Origin of the sequence: Aurantiacibacter luteus, from assembly GCF_001010945.1 — a bacterium.
Lineage (GTDB): Bacteria > Pseudomonadota > Alphaproteobacteria > Sphingomonadales > Sphingomonadaceae > Alteraurantiacibacter > Alteraurantiacibacter luteus.
Map to the genome: position 1 here is coordinate 369853 of NZ_LBHB01000002.1, position 24632 is coordinate 394484.

Below are 24632 nucleotides of genomic sequence, written 5' to 3' on the forward strand. Positions count from 1 at the left end.
TCAGATCCGCACAGCTGACCCCCCAAGGCCGGTTGCACAGACAATTTTATGAGATGGTCGGAACCCCCCGCCGTCTCGTGAGTATTGGGTATCCGGGAAAAAGTTAATCAAGCAAGCGCGGTGTAGGCATCGCGCGACAAGCCGCATCGAACACGCGCTGAGTCGTTGAATGGCGGCCGAATGGTTCCCGAAAAGTGCGCCCGAACCAGTTTTTTCCAGTAAATTTCAGGCTCCATGCCGCGCGCTGCGCATAGTGCGGCGAAATGCCTTGCACCCGCCGAGACGTGGGCGATCTCGTCGTCAAGTATGCGCGCGAGGATTTTTCCGCCGCGCGAATCGCCCTGCGCCTCGACCCGCGCAATCATTGCCGGGGTGACGTCGAGCCCGCGCGCCTCCAGCACCATCGGCACCACGGCGAGCCGCGCGAAGACATCGTGCGCGGTCGCCTCGGCGCTCTGCCACAGGCCGTCGTGCACGGGCAGGTCGCCGTAACTCGCGCCCATCGTGGCGAGGTGCCGGTCGATCAGCGAGAAGTGCATGGCCTCGTCCGCCGCGACGGCGAGGAAGTCGGCGGTGAAGGCCTCGTCCATCTGCGCGCCGAAGCGCCCGACCATGTCGAGGGCGAGGTCGATGGCGACGAATTCGATGTGCGCCAGGCTGTGCCACAGCGCGATCCGGCCTCGCTCCGATCCGCCGCGCCCGCGCTTCGGCATCTGCGCCGGCGGCAGCACCTGCAGGCCGCCGGGCCAGCGCGGCCTGTCGGGCATGGCGACGCTCCAGCCGCTCTCCAGCTCGCCCCTTCTCCATGCGCGCACGAGCGCGCGCGTGGCCTTGACCTTGCCGCGCTTGTCGCCGGTCAGCAGCGCGGCGCGAATCGCCTGCGACAGGTCAGAGATCGCGCGCGGCCTCCAGCACCTCGGCGGCGTGGCCCTTGACCTTTACCTTGCGCCACACGCGCGCGATCGTGCCATCGGCGTCGACGAGATAGGTGGTGCGCTCCATGCCCATGTAGGTGCGCCCGTACATCGACTTTTCCACCCAGAGGCCCAGCGCATCGGCCAGCCCGCCGTCTGCCGGATCGGAAGCGAGCGGGGCGGCGAGATCGTGCTTGGCGATGAACTTGGCGTGCTTCGCGGGCGGGTCCTTGCTGACGCCCAGCAGCGCGACGCCCGCCTTGTCGAACTCGGCCTTCAGCGCGGTAAAGTCGATGTTCTCGGTGGTGCAGCCGGGCGTGTCGTCCTTGGGGTAGAAGAACACGACCAGCGGCTGGCCGCGAAAGTCGGACGGCTTCACGCTGCTGCCATCGGGCGTTGCCATCGCCACGTCGGGCATCGTGTCGCCGGTGTCGGGGCGGGTCGTCATGGCTCTATCTCCAGTCGTTCGTCGAAATGGCGCTCCCACGCCGCGGCGATGCCTTGCCGCGCCTCCACCAGCGAGCGCAAGAGCGCATCGTAGCTGTCGTGGCCGCAGGCGCGGGCGAGGACTTCGCGCGCGGTATCCTGCGGGGCGCTGGCATCGGGGGCCAGCAGGCGCTCGGCAACGAGGAAGCGGGTGAGCGCAAGGTGGCGCGTCGCATGGCCTTCGGGCAGCAACCCCGCCTCCTCGAGCGCGGCGATGGCCTTTTCCAGCGCCGGGTAGAGCCCCACGCCGTGGCGCAGTTGCAGGTAGTGGACGAGGAATTCCGAATCGACGAGCCCGCCGCGTTGCAGCTTCACATCGAGCGGGCCGGCGGGCGGCTTGGCGGCGAGCACGTCGCCGCGCATCTTGAGCACGTCGGCACGCAGGGTCTGGGGGTCGCGCGGGGTCCGCAGCACATCTGCGATGATGGATTCCAGTTCCGCGCGGGCCTGCGGCGAGCCGGTGAGCGGGCGGGCGCGGGCGAGCGCCATGTGCTCCCAGGTCCAGGCATCCTCGCGCTGGTATTTCTCGAAGGCGTCGAAGCTGACCGCGAGCGGCCCCTGCTTGCCCTGCGGCCTGAGGCGCGTGTCCACCTCGTAAAGCGCGCCCTCGGCGGTAGGCACGCTCAGCGCGGCGGTCACGCGGGTGGCGAGGCGGTTGTAATAGAGCGTGGAGGAAAGCGGGCGCGGCCCGTCCGATTCGATGCCGATGTCGCCGGTGAAGAGGTAGACGACGTCTAGGTCGGAGGCATGGGTCAACGCCCCGCCGCCGAGCCGCCCGAGGCCCAGCACCACCAGCTCGCTGCCATCGATGGTCCCGTGATTGCGCCGGAAGTCGCGTGTGGCGAGGCCCGCGCCGGTCGCCACCGCCGCCTCCGCCACGCGGCTCAGCCCCTCGGCGATTTCGAGCGGGTCGTGGCGGCATTCGATCAGCTGCACGCCCAGCGCGAAGCGTTCCTCCCCCACGACCTGCCTGAGGTGCGAGAGCGCCGCCTCGTAATCGCTGTCCTCGGCCACCGCCATGCGCGCCACCAGCTCTACCGTGTCGCCCGGCAGGTCGCCGCCGCTCGCATCGAACAGCCGGTCGAGAAGCTCGGGCCGCCGCGCCAGCGCATCGGCGAGCGGCTGGGCGAGGGTGAGGATGGCGAGCACGCGCTGGAGCAGGCCAGGCCGCTCCTCGAACAGGCGGAACAGGTTGATGGCGGTGGGCAGGCGTTCGAGGAAGGTTTCCCACCGCGCCAGCGCGCGGTCGGGATCGGGCGCATCGCCCAGCGCCTGCAACAGGTCGTGGCGCATGGCGGCAAAGGCCTTGCGCGCCTCGGCGCTGCGCAGCGCGCGGTAGCTCTCGCGCCAAGTGTCGGTGCGCTTGTCGAAGCGATCGCGGAAATCCTGCGGCACACTGACCTGCACCGGCTCGGCGGCATCCTCGCCCAGCAGATCGTCGTAACGTGCGGCGACCGCGGCGCAGATCTCGGTCAGTTCGCTTACCAGCGCCGCGCCGTCCGCCAGCCCGTGCAGGTGGGCGACATTGTCGATGGCCTCGCCGCTCGCGGGAAGCTGGTGCGTCTGCCGGTCGTCGACCATCTGCAAGCGGTGCTCGATCGTGCGCAAGGCATCGTAGCTTTCGCCGAGCACCCGCGCGTCCTCGCTCTCGATCACGCCTGCCTCGGCCAGCGCATCGAGCGCAGCGCGAGTGCCGCGCAGCCGCAGCGCGGGGTTGCGCCCGCCGTAGATCAGCTGGTGGGTCTGGGCGTAGAACTCGATCTCGCGGATGCCGCCGCGCCCCTTCTTCACGTCGAAGCCGGGGCCGGGCACCTGCGGCCCGCGATAGGACTGCCGGATGCGCGCGGTCAGGCGGCGGATTTCCTCGATGGCGGTGAAATCCAGGCTGCGCCGCCAGACGAAGGGGCGGATGTCGGCAAGGAAGGCCTCGCCGCGCGCCGCGTCTCCCGCGCAGGCCCGCGCGCGGATGTAGGCGGCCCGCTCCCATGCCAGCGCCGAGCTCTCGTAGTGCGAGATCGCTCCGCCCACCGGGATCGCCAGCGGGCTGACCTCGCTCGCGGGCCTGAGGCGCAGGTCGACGCGCAGGACATAGCCCTCGCCCGTGGCCTTGGAGAGCATCTCCACCACCTGCCGCGCATACCGCTGCGCAGCCTCGCCCGGCTCGTCGCGCTCGCGCCGCGCCAACAGGTCGGGGTGGTAGAGCAGGATGGGATCGATGTCGGAGGAGTAGTTCAGCTCGTGCGCGCCCTGCTTGCCGAGCGCGAGGCCGATGAATCCCGTCGCATCCGCCCCCTCCACGCGGTTTGCCACAACGGCGCGCATGGCGGTATCGAGCGCGCGATCGGCGAAGTCCGACAGCTCCTGCATGACCTGCGCCAACGGAAACGCGCCGGCGAGATCGCCCACCGCCGTCACCAGCGCCAGCGACAACCGCTCGCGCCTCAGCGACAGCGCGGCATCCTCGATCCCCGTTCCGCTCGCCTTTGCCGCTGCCAGCGCCTCGTTGCCCCGCCCCTCGGCCAGCAGGGCGCTCAGCTCGGGACGTCGCTCGAGCGCCAGGCGCAGGAACGGCGAATGTACCCGCGCGCGGTCCAGTCCGGAATGCCAATCTGCCGTCATGGCGGCTGTCCTGCCCTTGCTCCCTTCGCGGCGCAATGCCACATGCACCCGCTACATCAGAGAGAGGTTGCCCCGCATGATCCGCACATTCGCGCCCATCGCCCTGCTGGGGCTGGCCGCCTGCACCACCACGAGCGCGCCCACCGCTACGCTCGACATTCCCGAGATCGCGCCCGGCCGGATCGACGAGGCCGCGATGCGCGCCGTGGTCGAGCGGCTTGCTTCCGACCAGTTCGATGGCCGCGCGCCGGGCACGCCGGGCGAGGCGCTGACCGTCGCCTACATCACCGAACAATTCCGCGCCGCCGGGCTGCAACCGGGCAACAACGGCAGCTGGACCCAGCGCGTCCCCTTCGTCGACATCACCGGCGACAACTTCGCGCCCCTGACAATCGCGGGCGGCAGCGGATCGCCGATGCAGTTCGCCTATGGCGACGACTGGGTGGGCACGACCTACCGCGAGGCGCCGCGCATCGACCTGGCGAACAGCGAGCTGGTCTTCGTCGGCTACGGCATCAACGCGCCCGAAAAGGGCTGGAACGACTACGCAGGCGTGGACATGCGCGGGAAGACCGCGGTCATCCTCGTCAACGATCCCGACTACGCGACCGAGGGCCTCGACGGCCCGTTCAACGGCCGCGCCATGACCTATTACGGACGCTGGACCTACAAGTTCGAGGAGGCCGCACGGCAAGGGGCCGCCGCCGCCCTCATCATCCACGATACCTTCCCCGCCGCCTACAGCTGGAACGTGGTCGAGAGCAGCTGGACGGGCCCGCAGGTCTATGCCCAGCGCGCCGATCACGGGGCGAGCCAGACGATGATGAACGGCTGGGTGCAGCTGCCCGTCGCCGAGCGCATCGCGCGCGCCGCCGGGCAGGACCTTGCCGCCCTGCGCGCCGCCGCCGGACGCCAGGGGTTCCGCGCCGTGCCGCTGGGCCTCACCGCCTCCACCAGCTTCACCAACACCGTGCGCAGCTTCGATTCGCAGAACGTCATCGGGGTGCTGCCGGGGCGCGAGGCACCCGAAGAGTACGTCCTCTACACCGGCCACTGGGACCACCTCGGGCGCTGCCTGGCGGACGCGAGCGGCGACGACATCTGCAATGGGGCGGTCGATAACGCCACCGGCATCGCCGCGCTGGTCGGCCTGGCGCGGGCCAATGCCGCCGCCGGTCCGGCGCGCCGCAGCCAGGTGTTCCTGGCAGTGACGGGCGAGGAATCGGGGCTGCTCGGCTCCGACTACTATGCCGCCAACCCGGTCTTCCCGCTGGCGCAGACGGCAGGCGGGCTGAATGTCGATGCGCTGCTGCCCACGGGCCGCGCCAGCGACGTGACCATCACCGGTGGCAGCAAGAGCCAGCTAGACGCCTTTCTCGCCTCGGCGCTGCGACTGGAAGGCCGCACCGGCACCGCCGAGCCTACGCCAGAGCGCGGCTACTACTACCGCTCGGACCATTTCAGCATGGCCAAGCGCGGCGTGCCGATGCTCTACATCGATCCGGGCGAGAACCTGGAAGTCGGCGGCACCGCGGCGGGCGCGGCGGCGCAGGCCGATTACACCGAGAACCGCTACCACCAGCCGGGTGACGAGTACGCGCCCGACTGGAACTTTGCCGGCATCAGCCAGCAGGTGCAGCTCTACTACCGCCTCGGTCGATCGCTGGCGATGAGCCGCAGCTGGCCGCGTTGGAACGAGGGTGACGAGTTCCGCGCGGTGCGCGACGCGAGCTGCGCCGCGGCTTCCGCCAATGCGCCGAGTTGCTGACCCATGACCTTTCGCATGCCCGCCGAATGGGCCGAGCAGGAATGGATCTGGATCGGCTTTCCCGCCCACGCCGACCTGTGGGAGGAGAATTTCGTTCCCGCACAGGAGGCCATGGCCGCCTTTGCCAATGCCGTTGCCGAGACCGGGCAGCAGGTGCGCATGGTCGTGCGCGATGCGGCGGCGGAGATGCGGGCGAAGGACCTCGTTTCCGGCGCGGTGACGTTCGAGCGGCATCCCTACGGCGACATCTGGATCCGCGACACCGGACCACTGGTGCTGCTGGGCGATAACGGCCAGCGCCGCGCGCAGGGCTTCCGCTTCAACGGCTGGGGCGACAAGTACCTGCTCGAGGGGGACCAGGAGACCGGCGAATCGCTCGCGACCCGTGCGGGGCTCGACTACGCCAAGGCCGACTGGATTCTCGAGGGCGGCGCGCTGGAGACCGATGGTACGGGGCTGCTGGTCACCACCGAGCAGTGCCTGCTCAATCCCAACCGCAACCCTTCGCTCAGTCGCGGGGAAATCTGGGCCAACCTGCAACGCGACCTGGGCTTCGACCGGGTGCTGTGGCTGGGCGACGGTCTTCTCGGCGATCACACCGACGGCCACGTCGACAACCTTGCGCGCCTGGTGGGCGAGAACGCTATCGCCATTCCGGTGGCGAGCGGGGCCGACGATCCCAATCGCGCCGTTTATGACGACTCCCGCGCCCGTGCGAAGGACTTCGGGCTGACGGTGCACGACATCCCCTCCCCCGGCTGGATGGGTGAAGGAGACGAGGCCGAGCCGGCGAGCTACATGAACTGGGCGGTGTGCAACGACGTGGTCGTGGTGCCGACCTATGGCTCCCCGCACGATGCCGACGCGGTGGCCGCCATTGGCGATCTCTTCCCCGGCCGCGCCTCCGTAGGCATTCGCGCCGACGCCGTGCTGACGGGCGGCGGCAGCTTCCACTGCGCCAGCCAGCACGTGCCCAGGGCGGGTTGATCGCCGGTCTTAACGTTTCGTTAGGATTTTGCGCGGACAATCGCGGGCATGACCAAGGCTATCGCCCTCACCCGTGATCTCGCCGCGAATCCGCTGGAGTCGCTGCGCATGGGAATCGTGGCGGGCTGCGCGCTGGCGCTGATCGCCGCGGGCCAGGTCCTGCCTTTCTAGGCCAGCAGCTTCAACAGCGCCGCGAGCGCCGCTCCCGCCAGCGTCAGTCCCACGAAAGTCCGCCACAACGGATCGGCGATTCGCCCCGATGCGTGGTGGCCGAGCCAGTTGCCGAGCAGGACCGCGGGGAACAGCAGCAGGCCGAGCAGAACCACGCGCCAGCTCAGCACGCCCATGGCCACCGCCGAGACCAGCCCCGCGGCAGAGGCGATGGTGAAGACCAGCATCATCGAGGCCTTGGCCACGTCGCGCGGGATGTCGCGGCCGACGTAGTAGGGCACTACCGGCGGTCCGGGCATGGCAGCAAAGCCCGTGAGCAGACCGCTGGCAAGCCCCGTCGCGCCCGTCGCCAGAAGCCCCGGCATGGCCGCCGCCCGGCGCGGCAGCAGCACGGCGAAGAAGGCGGAGAGCGCCACCAGCGCGATCAGCAGCCGCGCCAGCGGATCGGGTGTCGCCAGCAGCGCCAGCATTCCCACAGGCACGGCCAGCACCACCAGCGCGCCTATGGTCCATGCCGAGCGCTCGGCCTTGCGCACGAGCGTGCGAATCTCCGCCAGCCCGATGAGCACCGAGAGCACGTTCGCAAGCAGCACCGCCTCGATCGGCACGAGCGTGAGCGCCAGGATCGGCACCAGCAGGATGGCCATGCCGAACCCCGTCAGCCCGCGCACGAAAGCGGAGCCCAGGGCGGCGAGCAAGGCGGCGGCCACTTCCCAACCGGTAAAGGCGAAGGCCGCCGGAAGCATCAGGTGGGGCTGTGATCCATCCCGCTGTGGTCCATGCCCGAATGATCCATCATGTGTTCGTCGCCAGTCGGCGTGGCAGAGGGATCGGGCAAAGGCTCGGTCACCGCGCGGGCACTTGGCGCTGGCATGGGGACCTGCGTGGCGCGGGCGGGCGGCGGCGGGGCATCTGCGGACGGCGCCTCGAGTGTTTCGGCAGGCTGCGGCGTGGCGCTCGCTATCGGAGCCTCCGGTGCAGCCGACGCCTTGGTCTCGGGCTCGGCGACGGGTTCCTCGGCCGAACAGGCGGCGAGCATGGCAGCGGCAGTGAGGGCAATCGGCATTCGCATCGTCACGGTCTCCTCCTCAGCGCAGGTCCGGCGGCGTCGCCTCGTCCTTCAGCATGGCGAGCGCCTCGTCGAGGCTCATCACTTTCTGGTGCTGTTCGCCCAGCGTGCGGACGGCGACGGTGCCCTCCTCCGCCTCGCGCTTGCCGACGACCAGCAGGTGCGGGACCTTCTGCAGCGAGTGCTCGCGCACCTTGTAGTTGATCTTCTCGTTCCTGAGGTCGCTCTCCACGCGGATGCCCGCGGCCTCCAGCTTCGCCGTGACCTCGCGCGCGTAGTCGTCGGCATCGGATACGATCGTCGCCACCACCGCCTGCACCGGCGCCAGCCAGCACGGCAGGCGGCCGGCGAAATGCTCGATCAGGATGCCGATGAAGCGTTCGTAGCTGCCGAAGATCGCGCGGTGGAGCATGACCGGGCGGTGCTTCTCGCCGTCCTCGCCCACGTAGCTCGCATCGAGGCGGTCGGGCAGCACCCGGTCGCCCTGGATCGTGCCGACCTGCCAGGTGCGGCCGATGGCGTCGGTGAGGTGCCATTCGAGCTTGGGGGCATAGAAGGCGCCCTCGCCGGGCAGTTCTTCCCAGCCGAAATCGTCGTTGTCCATGCCCGCCTCGGCCACGGCGTCGCGCAGTTCCTGCTCGGCCTTGTCCCAGTCCGCGTCGCTACCGAAGCGCTTCTCGGGCCGCAAAGCGAGCTTGACGTGGTAGCTGAAGCCGAAGTCCTTGTAGACGCTGTCCGCCAGCTGGCAGAACGCGCGGACCTCCTCGACCACCTGATCCTCGCGCGCGAAGATGTGTGCGTCGTCCTGCGTGAATTGGCGCACGCGCATCAGGCCGTGCAGCGCGCCGTGCGGCTCGTTGCGGTGGCAGCAGCCCATCTCGCCGAGCCGGATCGGCAGGTCGCGGTAGGAGGTGATGCCCTGCTTGAAGACGAGCACGTGCGCCGGGCAGTTCATCGGCTTGATCGCCATCCACGCGGCATCCGCGGCCACGGTGGGGTGCGAGCCGGCCTCGCTCTCGTCGACCTCGGGGACCATGTCGGGGACGGCGAACATGTTCTCGGCATACTTGCCCCAGTGGCCCGAGCGTTCCCACTGGCGCACGTCCATCAGCTGCGGCGTCTTGATCTCGCGGTAGCCGGAGCCATCCATGCGGCGGCGCATATAGGCCTCGAGCTCGCGCCAGATGCGATAGCCCTTGGGGTGCCAGAAGACGCTGCCGTGCGCCTCCTCCTGCAGGTGGAACAGGTCCATCTCGCGGCCCAGCTTGCGGTGGTCGCGCTTTGCGGCTTCCTCCAGCTTGTGGAGATGCGCATCGAGCTGCTTCTTGTTGAGCCAGCCGGTGCCGTAGATGCGGGTGAGCTGCGCATTGTTCTGGTCGCCGCGCCAGTAGGCCCCGGCCACGCGCATCAGCTTGAAGGCCTGTGGATCGAGCTTGCCGGTGCTGGCGAGGTGCGGCCCGCGGCACATGTCAAGCCAGCTGCCTTCCTCGCCCGGATTGCCGGAATGGTAGACCGTCAGCTCCTCGCCTTCCGGAAGCTCCTGCGCCCACTCGGCTTTGAAGGTCTCGCCTTCGGCCTCCCACTTGTCGATCAGCTGCGCGCGTGACCACACCTCGCGCACCAGCGGCTTGTCGGCGCGGATGATGCGGCGCATCTCCTCCTCGATCGCGGGGAGGTCGTCCATGCCGAAGGGCTCGCGATTGTCCGGCGCCTTGACGTCGTAGTAGAAGCCGTCGTCCGTCGCTGGGCCGAAGGTGATCTGCGTGCCCGGCCACAGCGACTGCACCGCTTCGGCCAGCACGTGGGCGAAATCGTGGCGCGCCAGTTCCAGCGCGTCGGCCTCGTCGCGCGCGGTGACGAGTGCCAGCTCGGCATCGCCCTCGAACGGGCGGTTGAGGTCGCGCAGTTCGCCGTTCACGCGCGCGGCGAGCGCGGCCTTGGCGAGGCCGGGGCCGATCGCGGCGGCGACGTCGGCGGGCGTGCTGCCGCGCTCCATCTCGCGCGTGGAGCCGTCGGGCAGGCTGATCTTGAGAAGTTCGGTCATGGTCTCTCTATCCGTTCGCTCCGGCGCCATGGCACAAGCCTGCACGCGCTTGAAGCGGCGTTTGGGAGTTTGCGGGTTCGGGAGGAAACGCCACCGCCCGAAACCGGGCGGCGCAGGGCGTGTCTAGAACGCGACCTGCCGCCCCCGGTTGCCCGGAGTGGTGGTAGTCGTCGTCATGGTCACACGCTGGGCCATGCGCGTCACATAGGGCGCAAAGGTTTCATTGTCACTAGCGCCGCTCGACCCCATGTCTGCCGGGCATGACCGAGTTCCACACCGTCGACGGCCTTCGCATCGCATACCGCCACACGCCCGGCAGCGGCCCGGCTGTCGTCTTCCTGCCCGGCTACATGTCCGACATGGCGGGCAGCAAGGCGAGCGCCGTATTTGCCTGGGCTGCGTCGGCGGGCCGCGAATGCCTGCTGCTCGACTACTCGGGCTGCGGGGAGAGCGGCGGCGATTTTGCGCAAGGGACGCTGTCGCGCTGGCGCGGCGAGGTGCTGGCGCTGATCGAGGCAAAGGTGCAGGCCGAGCGCGTGGTCCTCGTCGGCAGTTCGATGGGCGGCTGGCTCATGGTGCTCGCCGGGCTGGCGCTCGGAGAGAGGCTGCACGCACTGGTCGGCGTGGCCGCCGCGCCGGACTTTTCCGACTGGGGATTCGATGAGAGCCAGAAGGCGGTGCTGCGCCGGGGCGAGACGATCTACGAGGACAGCGCCTACGGCTACGATCCCATGCCCACACACGCGAAGTTCTGGGTCGATGCCGAGGCGAACCGCGTTCTGGGTGCAGCCATCGCCCTCACCTGCCCGGTGCGCCTGCTGCACGGGCAGGAGGATGCCGACGTGCCGCCCGAAGCCTCGCTCCGCCTCGCCGCCACGCTCGCCGCAGAGGACGTGCAGGTGACGCTGGTGAAGGGCGGCGACCACCGCCTCAGCCGCGAGAGCGACGTGGCGTTGCTGCTGCATACGCTGGAGACCCTATGACCGATCTTTCCGTCCTCGACCTCGTCCCCGTCCGCCAGGGCGGCACCGTGTCCGAAGCCATCGCCGAGGCCGGCAAGCTGGCGCAGGTTGCCGAGCAGGCGGGCTACAAGCGCTTCTGGGTCGCAGAGCACCACGCCAGCGTGGGCATAGCGGGCGGCCCGGCGGCGGTGATCCTTTCGCACATCGGCCACGTGACGAGCACGATCCGCGTGGGTTCGGGCGGGATCATGCTGCCCAACCACAATCCCTTTGTCATCGCCGAGCAGTTCGGTGCCCTCGACGCGCTGTTCCCGGGCCGGGTGGACCTCGGGCTGGGCCGCGCACCGGGAAGCGCGCCGATCATCGGACAGGCGCTGCGCAAGGACCTGCACCGCGCGGCAGAGTATTTCCCGCAGGACGTGGTCGAACTTCGCGCGCTGCTGACGGGCGACCTCAACCTGCCGATCGTCGCCACGCCGGGGCTCGGCGCAAAAGTGGAGCTGTGGATGCTCGGCTCCAGCCTGTTCGGCGCGCAGCTCGCCGCGCGGCTCGGGATGCCCTACGCCTTTGCCAGCCATTTCGCCCCGCGCCACCTCGATGCTGCGCTGGAAACCTATCGCGCCGAATTCCGCCCCTCCGCCTATCTCGAAAAGCCGCACGTCATGGCGGCGATGGGCGTTCTGGCGGCCGACAGCGACGAGGAAGCGCGCTACCTCGGATCGAGCCAGGACCAGGCCTTCGTCGCCCTGCGCACCGGCGATCCGGGCAAGCTGCTGCCGCCGGTCCGCGACTATCGCGAGAACCTTCCCGCCGACCAGCGCCTGATGCTGGAAAGCATGGACGAGGCCCGCGCCGTCGGCTCGCCCCAAACCGTGCGCGCCCGGATCGAGGCGTTCCGGCGCCGCACCGAGCCCGACGAGATTATCTGCGCCGGAGCGACATTCGACCCCGCGGCACGCCAGCGCTCGCTCGAACTGACCATGGATGCGCTTGCGCTCGTCAGTTAGTTACGACTGTAACTTTTGCGCGTGCAATGGCCCGAAAGCGGGCTTAAGGCGCGCGGGAACTTCCGTAGTGGCCTTTCGCTGCTAGGGTTCATGAGAGAGTCGGAGAGACGGCCTGCTTCCACTTCGCGGGCCGCGACGGAGGACAGTGCAGGCCATGGCGACCAAGCCCCGCGCTAAAAGCGCATTTGCCCAACTCAACCGCGAGGAACGCGGCATCGCCTCGGTGCTGCAGGATCGCATCAGTTCCTCCATCCTGCCCGGCGAGACCCCGCTCGAAGGCCATGCCCTCGAAGAAGCGACCGCCTTCGTCATCGAGGCCGCGCGCCAGCGCGAGGAGGCGCAGTCCTCCATCCTCGTCCGCTCCGCCGCCGAGGGGCGCCGCTTCACCCGCGTGGCGGTGATCAACAAGGACATGCCCTTCCTCGTCGATTCCATCGCCGCGACGCTCGCTGCGCGCGGGCTGTCGATCGACGTGCTCGTCCACCCGATCCTGCCCGTGCGCCGCAAGGCCGGCGCGCTCGCCGAACTGCCCGATGGCGAGACCGGCGAGAAGAAGGAAAGCTGGATCTACATCGAGACCGCGCGGGTCGATGCGAAGGAACGCCGCGCGCTCGAGAAGGACCTCGGTACCGCCATCGAGGACGTGCGCGCCGCCGTTGCCGACTGGCCGCGGATGCGCGAGCAGATGGAGGCCGATGCCGATCGCCTGTCCGACGCGGAAGGCGCGGCGCTGCTGCGCTGGCTGGCGGGCGGCATGATGACGCAGCTAGGCCACGTCACCATGGATCGCGAGGGCCGGCACAAGGGCGCGCTCGGCATCTGCCGCGCCTCCACCCCCGACCTCATCGCCGAGGATGCCTGCAAGCGCGCCTTCGCCTGGTTCGACGGCAATTCCGCGCGCGGCCAGAAGACAGCGGGTAGGGGCGCGCCGGGCAAGGTGCCGCTGATCATCAAGGCCAATCGCCTCAGCAAGGTCCACCGCCGCGTGCCGCTCGACCTGTTCATCGTGCCCTTGTTCGAGGACGGGCGCGTCGCCGCGCTGTCGATCCACGCCGGCATCTGGACCAGCGCCGCGCTTGTTTCTCCGCCGGAAACCGTCCCGGTCCTGCGCCAGCAGCTCAAGGCGATCATGGAGCGGATGGATTTCGAACCCGGCAGCCACGACTACAAGTCGCTGGTCCACGCGCTCACCACGCTGCCGCACGATCTCATCATCGGCTTCTCGGACGAGGACATCACCCGCGTCGCGACCGCCATGATGGGCCTGGCCGACCGTCCGCGCCCGCGCGCGACGCTGGTCAAGGCGCCCCTCGGCCGCCACCTGTTCGGCTTCGTCTGGCTGCCGCGCGACACCATGAGCACGCAGGTCCGCCTCGGTGTGCAGGACCTGCTGGAGGATCACACCGGCGCGACCACGCTCGACTGGAGCCTGACCATCGAGGGCGGCAACCTCGCGCTCCTGCGCTTCGTGATGGACTATCGCGGAATGAAGGGCGAACCCGATACGCCCGCCATCGACCGCGCGCTGGGCGAGATGCTGCGCGGCTGGAACGATGCCGTCGAGGAGGCGCTGGCCGCCACCGAGGACGAGAGCCGCGCCGTCACGCTCACCGCGCGCTATGCCGCCGCCTTCCCCGCCTACTACCGCAGCACCTACGGCCCGGCGGAAGCGGCCATCGACATCGGCCGCCTGCGCCAGCTCGCCACCAGCGTGGAGGAAAAGGGCGAGGGACGCGACGCGCGCCTTTACCACTCCGACAAGGACGAGGCGGGCCGCCTGCGGCTCAAGGTCTACCAGCACCAGGGGTCGCTGCCGCTGTCCGATGCCGTTCCTGCGCTCGAGAACTTCGGGTTCAAGGTGCTTTCCGAGGTGCCGACCAACCTCGAGGGCGAGGACACGGGGACGATCCACGATTTCGTGCTGGCGCTGCCCGCGGGGGTCGAAGCGCAGGCCATCCTCGATCGCGCGGGGCCCATCGAGCACGCCGTCACCGCCGTCCTCAACGAGCGCGCCGAGGACGACGTGTTCAACCGCCTCGTCATCGTCTCGGCGCTGGAATCGCAGGAAGCGGACTGGCTGCGCGCCTTCTATCGCTACCTGCGCCAGTCGGCGATCGCCTTTACCATCTATACCGTGGTCGATGCCCTCGCCGGCGCGCCCAAGGTGACCCGCGGGCTCATCGCGCTCTTCCGCACGCTGCACGACCCAGCCTTCGAGGGTGACCGCGAGAAGGAGACCGCGCGCGTCGAGGGCGAGATCCGCGCCGGGCTGGCCGAGGTGGTGGCGATCAACGACGACCGCCTGCTTCGCCGCTACTGGGATACCCTGCGCGCCGTGCTGCGCACCAACGCCTTTGCCCCCGCGGGCGAGGAGGCGCTGGCCTTCAAGCTCGACAGTTCGCTCGTCCCCGGCCTGCCGCGGCCCGTGCCCTGGCGCGAGGTGTGGGTCTATTCTCGCCGCGTTGAAGGCATCCACCTGCGCGCCGGGCCCGTGGCGCGCGGCGGGCTGCGCTGGTCCGACCGGCGCGACGACTTCCGCACCGAGATCCTCGGCCTGATGAAGGCGCAAAAGGTCAAGAACGCCGTCATCGTGCCCACCGGCGCGAAGGGCGGCTTCTATCCCAAGCGCCTGCCGAACCCCGCCGTGGACCGCGATGCCTGGGCCGCCGAGGGCAAGGAAAGCTACAAGCTGTTCATCCGCACGCTGCTCTCGATCACCGACAACCTGGTGGAGGACAAGGTCGTGCACCCCGATGGTGTGGTCATCCGCGACGGGGACGATCCGTATTTTGTGGTCGCCGCCGACAAGGGCACGGCGACATTCTCCGACACCGCCAATGCCATAGCGCTGGAGCGGGGTTTCTGGCTGGGCGACGCCTTCGCCAGCGGCGGCTCCAACGGCTACGACCACAAGGCGATGGGCATCACTGCGCGCGGCGCCTGGGTCTGCGTGCAGCGCCACTTCCTCGAGATGGGCGTCGACGTTCAGACCGATCCGGTGCGCGTGGTGGGCTGCGGCGACATGTCGGGCGACGTGTTCGGCAACGGGATGCTGCTGTCGAAGTCGATCCGCCTCGTCGCCGCCTTCGACCACCGGCACATCTTCATCGATCCCGATCCCGATGCCGCCGCGAGCTGGAAGGAGCGCCAGCGCCTGTTCGGCCTCGATCGCTCGAGCTGGGCCGATTACGATGCCAAGCTGCTGTCGAAGGGCGGCGCGATCATCCCGCGCACGGAAAAGCGCATCGAGCTGTCGGCACAGGCCATGGAGGCGCTCGGCATCGCGCAGGGCGACCTCAAGGACGGTGCGCTCGATCCGGAAAGCCTGATCCGGCTGATCCTCAAGAGCCCGGTCGACCTCGTCTGGTTCGGCGGCATCGGCACCTACGTCAAGGCCGCGTCCGAGAGTAACGCCGATGTCGGCGACCCGGCCAACGATGGCCTGCGCATCAACGGCGCCGACCTGCGCGCCAGGGTCGTGGGCGAAGGCGCGAACCTCGGCCTGACGCAGGCGGGCCGCGTCGAGTTCGCGCTCGGCGGAGGGCGGGTCAACACCGACTTCATCGACAATTCGGCCGGCGTCGATTGCTCTGACAACGAGGTCAACATCAAGATCGCGCTGACCGCCGCGCGCCGCGCCGGGAAGCTGTCGGAGGAACGGCGCAACGCCCTGCTCGCCGACATGACCGACGAGGTCGCGGCGCTGGTGCTGGAGGACAACCGGCTGCAGGCCCTCGCGCTGTCCATCGCCGAGACCGGCGGCCCGCGCGCCATCGGGGCGCAGGCGCGGCTGATCGAGATGCTCGAAGACATGGGCGGGCTCGACCGGGCCAACGAGGGCCTGCCCGACGGCGAGGGGCTGAAGCGCCGCGCCGCCGACAATCACGGCCTCACCCGGCCCGAGCTGGCGGTGCTGCTGTCAATGTCCAAGCTCGTCATCCAGGACGCGGTCGAGCGCGGCGAGCTCCCCGCCGACCCGGCCGCCGACGCGCTGGTGCTGGGCGACTTCCCGCCGCAGTTTCAGGGCAAGTTCAAGGCCCAGCTCCTGAACCACCGCCTGCGGCCCGAGATCGTCGGCACCGTGGTCGCCAACCGCCTCGTCAACCGCATGGGGATGCTGCACCCCTTCGAATTGGCCGAGGAGGAGGGCGAGGACCTCGCCTCCGTCGGAGCTGCCTTCGTGGCGGCGAGCACCCTGCTCGGCATGGACGAGATCTGGGCGCGGATCGATACCGAGCCCATGCCCGAAACCGCGCGGCTCATGCTGTTCGACCAGGCGGCGCTGGCCCTGCGCGGCCATGTCGCCGACCTGCTGCGGGCGGGCAACGGCGAGGTCTCACCCTCTGCCGTGCAGAGCGAGATCGGCGCGATGGTCACCAAGCTCAACGAGCAGGTCGAGACCCTGCTGGGCGACGAGGCGCGCGCGCACGTCGAGCAGATCGCCGGCCGGATGTGCGAGAAGGGCGCTAGCGAGGAGATGGCCGACATGGTCGCCCGCCTGTTCGCCGTGGACGGGGCCATCGGTCTCTCGCGCCTCGCCAGCGATACCGGCATCGCGCCGGTGGAACTGGCGCACGCCTTCATCGATCTCGGCACCCTGCTGGGCATCGACTGGGCGCAGTCGCGTTCCGCCATCATGAGCCCCGCCGATCCTTGGGAGCGGCTGCTGGTGGCCGGCCTCGCCCGCGATTTCCAGCAGATGCGCTTCGATTTCCTGCGCCGCCTCGCCCGCAAGCGCGGCAAGGACGCGGGCGATCCGCGCGCCATGATCGAGGCCTGGGCGGCGAAGAATGCCGGCATGATCGCGCAGTTCCGGCGCATGATCGCGCGCGCGCAGGCGGCGACGCCGGTCGCTCCGGCCATGCTCGCGCAGATCGCCAGCCAGGCGCGCAACCTGCTGCAGGGTTGACGGCATCGGCGTTTTGCGGGCACCGCTGGCGGCCATGACCAACCATGACGTCGTCATCGTGGGCACGGGGCACGGCGGCGCGCAGGCCGCCATCGCCCTGCGCCAGCAAGGCTTTGCCGGATCGATCGCGATGATCGGCCGCGATGCCAACCCGCCCTACGAGCGCCCGCCGCTGTCAAAGGATTATCTCGCGGGCGAAAAGCCGTTCGAGCGGATCCTGATCCGGCCCGCGGCCTTCTGGGCCGAACGCGACGTGCACCTGCGCCTCGGCGCCAGCGTCACCCGCGTCGATCCCGAGGCGAAGGTGGTCGAACTGGCGGGCGGCGAAACCTTGCATTACGGGCACCTCATCTGGGCAACCGGCGGCGATGCGCGGCGACTCTCGTGCCCCGGCGGGCACCTGGCGGGCGTCCACACGGTGCGCGACCGGCGCGATGTCGACACCCTGATGGCCGAGATCGAAGGCGGCGCGCGCCGTTTCGTGGTCGTGGGCGGCGGCTACATCGGGCTCGAGGCGGCCGCCGTGCTCACCAAGCTGGGCTGCGAGGTGGTGCTGGTGGAGGCGCAGGACCGCGTGCTGAACCGCGTGGCCGGACCGGAACTCTCGGCCTTCTACGAAGCCGAGCACCGGGCCCACGGCGTCGACCTGCGCACCGGCACCGGGGTAGAGCGGCTGGCGGGCGAGGAGCGCGTGTCCGCCGTGGTGCTGGCCGACGGCGAGGAAATCCCCTGCGACGGGGTGATCGTGGGCATCGGCATCGTCCCCTCGGTGGGCACGCTGATGGCGGCGGGCGCAGCGGGTTCCAACGGCCTCGACGTCAGCGACATCTGCCGCACCAACCTCGACGACGTCTACGCCATCGGCGACTGCGCCGCCCATGCCAGCGTCTGGGCGGATGGCGCGGTGATCCGGCTCGAAAGCGTGCAGAACGCGCATGACATGGCAACCATCGTGGCCAAGGCCATCTGCGCCAGCGACGGCGAAGAGGGCCCGGAGCCCTACACGGCCTTCCCGTGGTTCTGGTCCAACCAGTACGACCTCAAGCTGCAGACCGCCGGGCTCTCCACCGGTTACGATGCCACCGTCCTTCGCGGCGACCCGGCGGAGCGCAGCTTCTCGGTGATCTACCTCAGGATGGGCAGGGTGATCGCAGTGGACGCGGTCAACCGCACGAAGGATTACGTGCAGGGCCGCAAGCTGATCGAGGCCCGCGCGGTCGTGGAGCCGGAGCTGCTGGCGGACACCGAGGTGCCGCTCAAGGAGATGGTGTAAGGCGCCCTAGCGCCCAGTCGGCTGCCTCCGCTACAACGGGGTCGGGATCGGCGCGCAGCGCATCGACCTGCTCGGCCAGCGCCGCATCGCCCGAGTTGCCCGCCGCGATCAGGCAGTTGCGCACGAACCTGTCGCGCCCGATGCGCTTGATGGGGGAGCCGGAGAACTTGGCGCGGAAGGCCGTGTCGTCGAGCGCCAGCAGCTCGGCGAGGCGCGGGGCGAGGAGATCCTCGCGCGGGACGAAGGCCTGGTGGCGCGCGGCCGTATCGGCGAACTTGTTCCACGGGCAGACGGCCAGGCAGTCGTCGCAGCCGTAGATGCGCGCGCCCATCGCCTCGCGGAATTCGTGCGGGATCGGCCCCTTGTGCTCGATGGTGAGGTAGGAAATGCAGCGCCGCGCATCGAGGCGGTAGGGCGCAGGGAACGCATCGGTGGGGCAGGCGTGCTGGCAGGCGCGGCAAGACCCGCAGCGGTCCGGATGCGAAGCATTCAACGAAAGCTCAAGCGTGGTGTAGATTGCCGCGAGGAAGAGCCAGCTGCCGTGTTCGCGGCTGACGAGGTTGGTGTGCTTGCCCTGCCAGCCCAGCCCCGCCGCCTCGCCCAGCGGCTTCTCCATTACCGGCGCGGTATCGGTGAACACCTTGAGCTCGGTCCCCGGCCTCTCCTCCACCATCCAGCGCGCCAGAGCCTTGGCCGCCTTCTTCAGCACGTCGTGGTAGTCGCGCCCCTGTGCATAGACCGAGACCTTCGCCTGCTGCGGGCGCAACGGATCGACGTCCGGCGCATAGCTCATGCCGAGCGCGATGACGCTCCGCGCTTCGGGCCACATCGACTGCGGACCCTGCCGCACCTCGGCGCGGTCCTCCATCCAGCCCATGGTGCCGTGGTGGCCCTCGCCGAGCCAGTCGTGCAGCCGCCCCGCCCGCACGGCGTCGTCCTCGGCCGAAGCGATGCCGAAGGCGACGAAGCCCAATTCGCGCGCCTTGGCCTCCAGCCGCGCCTCGAAGGGCAGGGTATCCGGTGAATTAACCATGTTGCGCGGGCGGCTCATTCATTACTGAGCCTTAGGGCAGGCGGGATGGATATGGCGACAGGCGAATTTCAGACGATCGACACCCGTCCGCTCGCTGTCGAGGCGCGCGGCCTGGTCAAGCGCTTCGACCAGACGCTGGCCGTGGACGGAGTCGATCTCGCCATCCCGGAAGGTTCGATCTACGGCGTGCTCGGCCCCAACGGCGCGGGCAAGACCACGACGCTCAGGATGCTGCTCGGCATCATCGACCCCGATTCGGGCACACGCCGGGTGCTGGGGGCGGAGAACCCGCAGGATGTCGCCCGGCTGATCGGCTATCTACCCGAGGAGCGCGGGCTCTACCCCTCGATGAAGAGCTACGAGGCCATCGCCTTCATGGGCGCGCTGCGCGGCGTGCCGCTGGCCGAAGGCCGCGCGCGCGGCAAGGCGCTGATGGAGGAGCACGGCCTCGGCCACGCCATCGACCGGCAAATCCGCCAGCTCTCCAAGGGCATGGCGCAGACCGTGCAGCTGCTCGGCACGCTGGTGCACGAGCCGCGGCTGGTGGTCTTCGACGAGCCGTTCAGCGGCCTCGACGCGATCAACCAAGGCAAGCTGGAGGTGCTGATCCGCGGCCTCGCAGACCGGGGCACGACGGTCATCTTTTCCACCCACGTCATCGCCCATGCCGAGCGCATGTGCGAAGGCATCGCGATCATCGCCGGGGGCCGCGTGCCCTACGCGGGCAGCGTGGAGACCGCGCGCGACCGCATCCCGGCGCAGGTGCGGCTGGAAACGCGGCGGCGCGACGGCGCCTGGCGCGCGGCACTGCCCGAGGACACCCGGCAGGTCGGCGATTTCTGGAGCTTCGCCCTGCCCGAAAGCGGGGTCGAACCACTCTTGAAGGCGCTGATCGAGGGCGAGGCGGGCGTGCTTTCGCTCAGCATCGAACGCGCGGGTCTGCACGATGCCTTTGTCGCCATCGCCGGCGAGGCGGCGGCGGCGGACATGGCCGTGACCGAAGTGGGAGAGCCGGCATGAACCGCGCCGTCGCATCGGGCGGACGCCTGCCGCTGCTGAAGGCCGCCTGGGTCGTGGCCCGGCGCGACTTTTCCGCCATCCTGTTCAGCCGCGCGTTCTTCTTCTTCCTGCTCGGCCCGCTGTTCCCCGTCGTCGTGATGGTGATGGCAGGCGGCGTGGGGGCACAGGTGCAGAGTTCCGCGGCCACAGCCGATATCGGCCTCGCCATGCAGTCCGAGGACGTCGACCGGATGCTCGACGCGCGCGAGGAGCTGGCCCGGCAGCTGGGCGGTGTCGTCCCACCGATGGTCGAGGTCGCCAGCCTCGCAGCCGGCGAAGACTTCGACGCGCGGGCGACCCTGGAAACCACCGAAGGCAGCCTCGCCGCCATCGTCACCGGCACGCCCGAAGCGCCCGTGCTCACCGCGACCGAAAGCCGGGTCGCGCGCTGGAGCGGGCTCGTCGCCACGATCGGAGCCTATGCCAGCGACCCGGGCGCGCGCGCCTATCCCCCGGTTGCCACGCAGGTTGTCGGCACCAGCGGCGCGGTGGAGAATTCGGGCCGGCTGCGCACTGCACAGGGCGGGCAGGTGCTGCTGTTCATGCTCATCATGCTGCTCGCCAGCATGGTGCTCTCCAACCTCGTCGAGGAGAAGGGCAACAAGATCATCGAGATCCTCGCCGCCGCCATTCCGATGGACGCGGTGTTCCTGGGCAAGCTGTTCGCCATGCTCGGCATCTCGGTGGTCGGCATCGCCGTGTGGGGCAGCACGGCGGCGGTGCTGCTGACGGCGGGCGGGCAGTCGCTCAGCGACCTCGCCAATCCCGGCGTCGGCTGGCCCATGTTCTTCGTGCTGTTCGCGCTCTATTTCGCGATGGGCTACCTGCTGCTGGGCTCGATCTTCCTCGCCGTGGGATCGCTGGCGACCACCGTGCGCGAGGTGCAGACGCTGTCGATGCCGGCCACCATGTTCCAGATCATCGTGTTCTTCCTTGCCAGCCTGGCGGTGACCGACCGGGGCGGCTGGCTGGAATGGACGGCGATGGTCTTCCCGCTCTCCAGCCCCTTCGCCATGGTTGCGCGCGCCGCATCGGACGAGGCGCTGTGGCCGCACGCGCTGGCGCTCGGCTGGCAGGCGCTGTGCGTGGCGGTGTTCGTGCGCGCGGGCGCTGGCCTGTTCCGCCGCCGGGTGATGAAGAGCGGCCCGCAGGGCGCGCGGCGGCGCGGCGTGTTTCGCATGCTCGCCTCGGCGTTCAGGAACGGTTCGTCCCGGCCCGTGTAGGGTCACTGTCATGACCCATTCCAATGCAACCCGCCGCTCCGCCCTGTTCTGGCTCGGGGCCGCCGCCTCCGTTCCCGTCCTCGCCGCCTGCGGCGTGGATCCCGCAGCCGCGCAGCAGAGCTTCCGCGTCACCCGCACCGATGCCCAGTGGCGCGAACGGCTGACCGCCATGCAGTACCGCGTGCTGCGGCAGGAGGCGACCGAGCGTCCCTATTCCTCGCCGCTCAACAACGAGCACCGGCGCGGCACCTATCATTGCCGGGGTTGCGGCAACCGCCTGTTCTCCAGCGCGCACAAGTTCGATTCGGGCACCGGCTGGCCGAGCTTCTGGCAGCCGATCGATTCGGGCGCCGTCGGCTACAAGACCGATCGCCTGCTCGGCTATGCCCGCACGGAAGAGCACTGCGCCGATTGCGGCGGGCACCTCGGCCACCGCTTCGACGACGGCCCACGCCCGACCGGCCACCGCCACTGCATCAACGGCGTGGCGCTGGAGTTCCGTCCGGCATAACGCGCCACACGCCCAGCACACCGTTATAGCCCGCCACCTGCGCGGACCTTGCTGATGCCGCCGAACGAGGTTTTCTCCTCTTCGACGATTACGATGCTTTTGCCGGTCTCGTTGGGCTGGTAACCGGCGGTCAGCCCCTGCGCTGCAATGCCTGCGCGATGCGGGCCAGTTCGCCGTACTGTAGCGTGTTCTCGAACACGAGGCCGCAGGTGCCCTCCCGCCGCCAGCGAATCTTGGCAAAGATATCGGGCAGGCCGTCCGCGCGCAGCTTAACCCGCTGGTCGAGCGCGAGGCGGCTGGAGCAGGCGACCTTGGCGCCCTGCTGCGAAATGTCCTGGATGGTGGCGTACTCGCTGCGGCCCATGCACTCGATCTCGGCCTGCGCCGTAAGGTTGAGCCGCACCGGGCGCTTGGAAAAGCGACTCGGGCTCTCGATGATGCGGGCGATGTCGGCCTGCGAGGTGAAGCGGAACCCCGCGCGGTCCTCTTCCTGCCAGCGCAGGTCCACGCCGTAGCGATCGCCGTTCTGCAGTTCGATCACCATGTTCGCCACTTCGGGCAGGGGATGGAAGATGCGCATGGAAATGCCGTTCTCGGAAGCATCGCGGATGACGCACAGGAACTCGCCCTCGCGCGTGACCAGCTTGGCTGCGCGGATCAGCAGCGTATACCGCTGCGCCGCGCGCTGTTCGCTGGTGGCGGCGCGCACCGGCGGCATGGGCTCGTCGTCATCCCAGCGCAGAAGTTCGCCCATGTCACATTCCCCAATGCTTGCGGGGACTTGGCCGACGCTTCGATCCCCGCTTTCGATGGGCAGGCTCTAGCGATGGTGCGCCTATCAACTCGCATCCCGGCCCATCGGCAATTTCCGCAACCGGAGGTAAAAATGCAGTTAATCTCTGCCCGCCCGGGCGGCCTGGTACGGGCGGCGGGACTCGAACCCGCACGAGCAAAGCTCAGGGGATTTTAAGTCCCCGGCGTCTACCATTCCGCCACGCCCGCCCTGCACGCCTGCGCATGGCTCGCCGGTGCCTAGCGCCCGCGATGCCCACTTGCCAATGGGGTGCGTTGTCGGCGGCTGCCAGGATTAATCAAATGCGCGCAGTGCTCGCCATACGAAGTGGCGACCGCAAGCAAACGTGGTTACCGTGATTGCCGCAGTGGGCGTGCCAGCGCATGGTGCGGCGATGCTGTTTCTCTCCGTGCTCCTAGCCGCGCCGCTCGCGAACCAGGCTGTCGACAGCCAGCGCTATTCAGGCGACTGCATCTACCCGCCGGAACTCGCCAAACGCGCGCCCGAGACCTTGCTGCTGACGTGCCAGCGTGCCGAGATAACGGCCACCTCCATCGCTTTCGGCCTCGCCGGATGGGACGTGGAGACGCGGTTTCACGGGCGGTTCGACGGCAACCGGCTCGATCTGGACAGCGTGACGCTGACGAATGGGCGGACGGTGGCAGTGCGCGGGTTGTGTCAGGTTTCCTACGCCAATTCGCGGGTGTCGACGATCGCCTGCACCGCGGTTAGCGATGCGGAAGGGTCGTTGGCGGTAAACTTCGTACGCCTTGGCTAGCCGGAAAGCAGGGCTCCCGAGCCACCGCTTACGGAGGAAGAATGAGCCCGCAGCCATGCGTGGCAACTCTGTTACAGATCAGCCATGACGCGGTCTAATTCAATGCCGAACGCTTCACGAAGCCGGTCCGCGGCCGACGCCCCTGTCGGTCCTTCATCCGGCAACCGGCATCATTCCGGGTTTAGCCGCTCGCGCATTTCCTTGCCCGGCTTGAAATAGGGCACGCGCTTGGCCGGCACGTCCACCGCTTCACCCGTGCGCGGGTTGCGCCCGGTGCGGGCCTCGCGCTCGCGCGTGGAAAAAGTGCCGAAACCGCGCAGCTCGACGCGCCCCCCCTCGGCCAGCCGGGCGGTGATCTCGTCGAAGAAGATGTCGACGACCTGCTCGACCTCGTCGGGGCGCAGATCGGGGTTGTCGGCCTGGAGCGCCTGAAGGAGTTCGGACCTGATCATACCGGTTCCCCGAGTAACTGTGGGTGCGACCCCTCGATCCGCAAGGAGCCCCGGCGAACCGGGACGATGACAGGATTGTAACCTGCCAGATTACGTTGCGGAGCGCAACGCATATGCACCTTTATTAATATAATTGCATTGCAGGCCGGAGCTAGTCAGGTCCGTTCGAGCAATTCCCTCGCATCCAGACCCAGCCTCTCGATGCGACGGCGGATCGCCGGCCACTCCTCGCCGAGAAAGGTTTCGCGCTCGGCCGCGCGCAATTGCGCTGCCGCGCCTTCGCGCACGAACATCCCGACGCCGCGCTGCACGCGGATCAGGCCATCTGCCTGGAACTGCTGGTAGGCCTTGGCCACGGTCAGCGGGTTGGCCCCCTGCTCGGCGGCATAGGCGCGCACGCTGGGCAGCATGGCCCCTTCGGCATAGCGCCCGTCGATGATCGCAGCGGCGATGCGGTCGCGCAGCTTGAGGTAGACGGGTTTGCTCTCTGCCATGACAGGTGCATCAGTGCCATAATACAGCGGGGCGGGTCAAGTGCCTCGGGGGAGGTGCGAATGGCGAGCCTTCAACTTCC

At 69.1% G+C, this 24632-nt stretch carries 21 protein-coding genes and 1 tRNA gene; 11 read left to right on the forward strand and 11 right to left on the reverse strand.

All coding sequences use genetic code 11. The annotated features are described in order from the left end of the window. Window positions 1–107: 107 nt before the first annotated feature. Genes AAW00_RS08190 through AAW00_RS08200 form a run of 3 tightly spaced genes read right to left on the reverse strand, consistent with a single transcriptional unit; the run spans window position 108 to window position 4019 of the window. On the reverse strand, window positions 108–896 hold the full coding sequence (locus AAW00_RS08190) for a ferritin-like domain-containing protein (protein WP_047003881.1): 789 nt from the start codon (window positions 894–896) through the stop codon (window positions 108–110). Next, window positions 889–1362, reverse strand: a complete 474-nt coding sequence (locus AAW00_RS08195; protein ID WP_047003882.1) for a peroxiredoxin — start codon at window positions 1360–1362, stop codon at window positions 889–891. The genes AAW00_RS08190 and AAW00_RS08195 overlap by 8 nt, the downstream gene beginning before the upstream one ends. Continuing rightward, window positions 1359–4019, reverse strand: a complete 2661-nt coding sequence (locus tag AAW00_RS08200; protein WP_047003883.1) for a [protein-PII] uridylyltransferase family protein — start codon at window positions 4017–4019, stop codon at window positions 1359–1361. Before AAW00_RS08200 ends, AAW00_RS08195 begins: the two co-directional genes overlap by 4 nt. Before the next feature lie 76 nt (window positions 4020–4095). Between AAW00_RS08200 and AAW00_RS08205 the strand changes: the two genes are divergently transcribed. The 3 genes from AAW00_RS08205 to AAW00_RS15500 are packed head-to-tail and all read left to right on the forward strand — an operon-like array spanning window position 4096 to window position 6945. Then, window positions 4096–5787: a M28 family metallopeptidase gene (locus tag AAW00_RS08205; RefSeq protein ID WP_047003884.1), complete on the forward strand. Its 1692-nt coding sequence runs from the start codon at window positions 4096–4098 to the stop codon at window positions 5785–5787. Between the two features lie 3 nt (window positions 5788–5790). After that, window positions 5791–6774 carry an agmatine deiminase family protein gene (locus AAW00_RS08210; RefSeq protein WP_047003885.1) on the forward strand — a complete coding sequence of 328 codons (984 nt, stop codon included), beginning with the start codon at window positions 5791–5793 and terminating at the stop codon, window positions 6772–6774. A gap of 48 nt (window positions 6775–6822) precedes the next feature. Further along, window positions 6823–6945: a hypothetical protein gene (locus AAW00_RS15500; protein WP_277619339.1), complete on the forward strand. Its 123-nt coding sequence runs from the start codon at window positions 6823–6825 to the stop codon at window positions 6943–6945. Here AAW00_RS15500 and AAW00_RS08215 read toward each other — a convergent pair. The 3 genes from AAW00_RS08215 to thrS are packed head-to-tail and all read right to left on the reverse strand — an operon-like array spanning window position 6942 to window position 10058. Beyond that, on the reverse strand, window positions 6942–7691 hold the full coding sequence (locus tag AAW00_RS08215; RefSeq protein WP_047003886.1) for a sulfite exporter TauE/SafE family protein: 750 nt from the start codon (window positions 7689–7691) through the stop codon (window positions 6942–6944). The genes AAW00_RS15500 and AAW00_RS08215 overlap by 4 nt on opposite strands. Next, entirely contained in the window at window positions 7691–8017 is a 327-nt protein-coding gene (locus AAW00_RS08220) for a hypothetical protein (RefSeq protein ID WP_156170014.1), read from the reverse strand. Before AAW00_RS08220 ends, AAW00_RS08215 begins: the two co-directional genes overlap by 1 nt. 16 nt (window positions 8018–8033) lie before the next feature. Continuing rightward, window positions 8034–10058, reverse strand: coding sequence for a threonine--tRNA ligase (gene thrS / locus AAW00_RS08225; protein WP_047003888.1), 2025 nt, complete (start codon window positions 10056–10058; stop codon window positions 8034–8036). A 260-nt stretch (window positions 10059–10318) separates the two neighbouring features. Between thrS and AAW00_RS08230 the strand changes: the two genes are divergently transcribed. From AAW00_RS08230 to AAW00_RS08245, 4 genes are all read left to right on the forward strand, one after another. Further along, window positions 10319–11041: an alpha/beta fold hydrolase gene (locus AAW00_RS08230; RefSeq protein ID WP_047003889.1), complete on the forward strand. Its 723-nt coding sequence runs from the start codon at window positions 10319–10321 to the stop codon at window positions 11039–11041. Then, on the forward strand, window positions 11038–12027 hold the full coding sequence (locus tag AAW00_RS08235; RefSeq protein ID WP_047003890.1) for an LLM class flavin-dependent oxidoreductase: 990 nt from the start codon (window positions 11038–11040) through the stop codon (window positions 12025–12027). The genes AAW00_RS08230 and AAW00_RS08235 overlap by 4 nt, the downstream gene beginning before the upstream one ends. Window positions 12028–12181: 154 nt before the next feature. Beyond that, the gene (locus AAW00_RS08240) at window positions 12182–16936 is read left to right on the forward strand and encodes an NAD-glutamate dehydrogenase (protein WP_047003891.1); all 4755 of its coding nucleotides are present in this window, start codon (window positions 12182–12184) and stop codon (window positions 16934–16936) included. Window positions 16937–16970: 34 nt separating this feature from the next. Further along, a complete protein-coding gene (locus AAW00_RS08245) occupies window positions 16971–18209 on the forward strand; it encodes an NAD(P)/FAD-dependent oxidoreductase (protein WP_047003892.1) in 1239 nt (412 codons plus the stop codon). Here AAW00_RS08245 and queG read toward each other — a convergent pair. Then, window positions 18193–19242 carry a tRNA epoxyqueuosine(34) reductase QueG gene (gene queG / locus AAW00_RS08250; RefSeq protein WP_047004511.1) on the reverse strand — a complete coding sequence of 350 codons (1050 nt, stop codon included), beginning with the start codon at window positions 19240–19242 and terminating at the stop codon, window positions 18193–18195. The two genes, AAW00_RS08245 and queG, sit on opposite strands and share 17 nt — an antisense overlap. Window positions 19243–19287: 45 nt before the next feature. On the opposite strand from queG, the gene AAW00_RS08255 reads away from it, so the two are divergent. The 3 genes from AAW00_RS08255 to msrB are packed head-to-tail and all read left to right on the forward strand — an operon-like array spanning window position 19288 to window position 22035. After that, window positions 19288–20262: an ABC transporter ATP-binding protein gene (locus AAW00_RS08255; RefSeq protein WP_047003893.1), complete on the forward strand. Its 975-nt coding sequence runs from the start codon at window positions 19288–19290 to the stop codon at window positions 20260–20262. After that, window positions 20259–21524, forward strand: a complete 1266-nt coding sequence (locus AAW00_RS08260; RefSeq protein ID WP_047003894.1) for an ABC transporter permease — start codon at window positions 20259–20261, stop codon at window positions 21522–21524. Before AAW00_RS08255 ends, AAW00_RS08260 begins: the two co-directional genes overlap by 4 nt. A 10-nt stretch (window positions 21525–21534) precedes the next feature. Beyond that, the gene (msrB, locus tag AAW00_RS08265; RefSeq protein ID WP_047003895.1) at window positions 21535–22035 is read left to right on the forward strand and encodes a peptide-methionine (R)-S-oxide reductase MsrB; all 501 of its coding nucleotides are present in this window, start codon (window positions 21535–21537) and stop codon (window positions 22033–22035) included. A 130-nt stretch (window positions 22036–22165) separates the two neighbouring features. On the opposite strand, the gene AAW00_RS08270 is transcribed toward msrB, so the two are convergent. Both AAW00_RS08270 and AAW00_RS08275 read right to left on the reverse strand, forming a co-directional pair. Further along, window positions 22166–22789, reverse strand: a complete 624-nt coding sequence (locus AAW00_RS08270) for a PilZ domain-containing protein (protein ID WP_052761849.1) — start codon at window positions 22787–22789, stop codon at window positions 22166–22168. 163 nt (window positions 22790–22952) lie between these two features. Next, window positions 22953–23037 (reverse strand) — tRNA-Leu (locus AAW00_RS08275). A gap of 185 nt (window positions 23038–23222) precedes the next feature. On the opposite strand from AAW00_RS08275, the gene AAW00_RS08280 reads away from it, so the two are divergent. Continuing rightward, window positions 23223–23606, forward strand: coding sequence for a hypothetical protein (locus AAW00_RS08280; protein WP_047003896.1), 384 nt, complete (start codon window positions 23223–23225; stop codon window positions 23604–23606). 170 nt (window positions 23607–23776) lie between these two features. Here the strand turns inward: AAW00_RS08280 and AAW00_RS08285 are convergent, their stop codons facing one another. Together AAW00_RS08285 and AAW00_RS08290 are read right to left on the reverse strand one after the other, a co-directional pair. Then, window positions 23777–24058 (reverse strand): integration host factor subunit beta, encoded by a 282-nt coding sequence (locus AAW00_RS08285; protein WP_047003897.1) that lies wholly within the window; start codon window positions 24056–24058, stop codon window positions 23777–23779. A gap of 155 nt (window positions 24059–24213) precedes the next feature. Further along, window positions 24214–24552 (reverse strand): GntR family transcriptional regulator, encoded by a 339-nt coding sequence (locus AAW00_RS08290; protein WP_047003898.1) that lies wholly within the window; start codon window positions 24550–24552, stop codon window positions 24214–24216. Window positions 24553–24632: the final 80 nt, after the last annotated feature.

Excerpts from the sequence above, each read along its gene's own strand:
- AAW00_RS08285 (WP_047003897.1), bottom strand. The coding sequence starts at position 24,058 with ATGATCAGGTCCGAACTCCTTCAGGCGCTCCAGGCCGACAACCCCGAT.
- AAW00_RS08205 (WP_047003884.1), top strand. The coding sequence starts at position 4,096 with ATGATCCGCACATTCGCGCCCATCGCCCTGCTGGGGCTGGCCGCCTGC.
- AAW00_RS08290 (WP_047003898.1), bottom strand. The coding sequence starts at position 24,552 with ATGGCAGAGAGCAAACCCGTCTACCTCAAGCTGCGCGACCGCATCGCC.
- thrS (WP_047003888.1), bottom strand. The coding sequence starts at position 10,058 with ATGACCGAACTTCTCAAGATCAGCCTGCCCGACGGCTCCACGCGCGAG.
- AAW00_RS08230 (WP_047003889.1), top strand. The coding sequence starts at position 10,319 with ATGACCGAGTTCCACACCGTCGACGGCCTTCGCATCGCATACCGCCAC.
- AAW00_RS08215 (WP_047003886.1), bottom strand. The coding sequence starts at position 7,691 with ATGCTTCCGGCGGCCTTCGCCTTTACCGGTTGGGAAGTGGCCGCCGCC.
- AAW00_RS08260 (WP_047003894.1), top strand. The coding sequence starts at position 20,259 with ATGAACCGCGCCGTCGCATCGGGCGGACGCCTGCCGCTGCTGAAGGCC.
- AAW00_RS08210 (WP_047003885.1), top strand. The coding sequence starts at position 5,791 with ATGACCTTTCGCATGCCCGCCGAATGGGCCGAGCAGGAATGGATCTGG.
- AAW00_RS08255 (WP_047003893.1), top strand. The coding sequence starts at position 19,288 with ATGGATATGGCGACAGGCGAATTTCAGACGATCGACACCCGTCCGCTC.
- msrB (WP_047003895.1), top strand. The coding sequence starts at position 21,535 with ATGACCCATTCCAATGCAACCCGCCGCTCCGCCCTGTTCTGGCTCGGG.
- queG (WP_047004511.1), bottom strand. The coding sequence starts at position 19,242 with ATGGTTAATTCACCGGATACCCTGCCCTTCGAGGCGCGGCTGGAGGCC.
- AAW00_RS08220 (WP_156170014.1), bottom strand. The coding sequence starts at position 8,017 with ATGCGAATGCCGATTGCCCTCACTGCCGCTGCCATGCTCGCCGCCTGT.
- AAW00_RS08245 (WP_047003892.1), top strand. The coding sequence starts at position 16,971 with ATGACCAACCATGACGTCGTCATCGTGGGCACGGGGCACGGCGGCGCG.
- AAW00_RS08280 (WP_047003896.1), top strand. The coding sequence starts at position 23,223 with ATGCTGTTTCTCTCCGTGCTCCTAGCCGCGCCGCTCGCGAACCAGGCT.
- AAW00_RS08195 (WP_047003882.1), bottom strand. The coding sequence starts at position 1,362 with ATGACGACCCGCCCCGACACCGGCGACACGATGCCCGACGTGGCGATG.
- AAW00_RS08270 (WP_052761849.1), bottom strand. The coding sequence starts at position 22,789 with ATGGGCGAACTTCTGCGCTGGGATGACGACGAGCCCATGCCGCCGGTG.
- AAW00_RS08235 (WP_047003890.1), top strand. The coding sequence starts at position 11,038 with ATGACCGATCTTTCCGTCCTCGACCTCGTCCCCGTCCGCCAGGGCGGC.
- AAW00_RS08200 (WP_047003883.1), bottom strand. The coding sequence starts at position 4,019 with ATGACGGCAGATTGGCATTCCGGACTGGACCGCGCGCGGGTACATTCG.
- AAW00_RS08240 (WP_047003891.1), top strand. The coding sequence starts at position 12,182 with ATGGCGACCAAGCCCCGCGCTAAAAGCGCATTTGCCCAACTCAACCGC.
- AAW00_RS15500 (WP_277619339.1), top strand. The coding sequence starts at position 6,823 with ATGACCAAGGCTATCGCCCTCACCCGTGATCTCGCCGCGAATCCGCTG.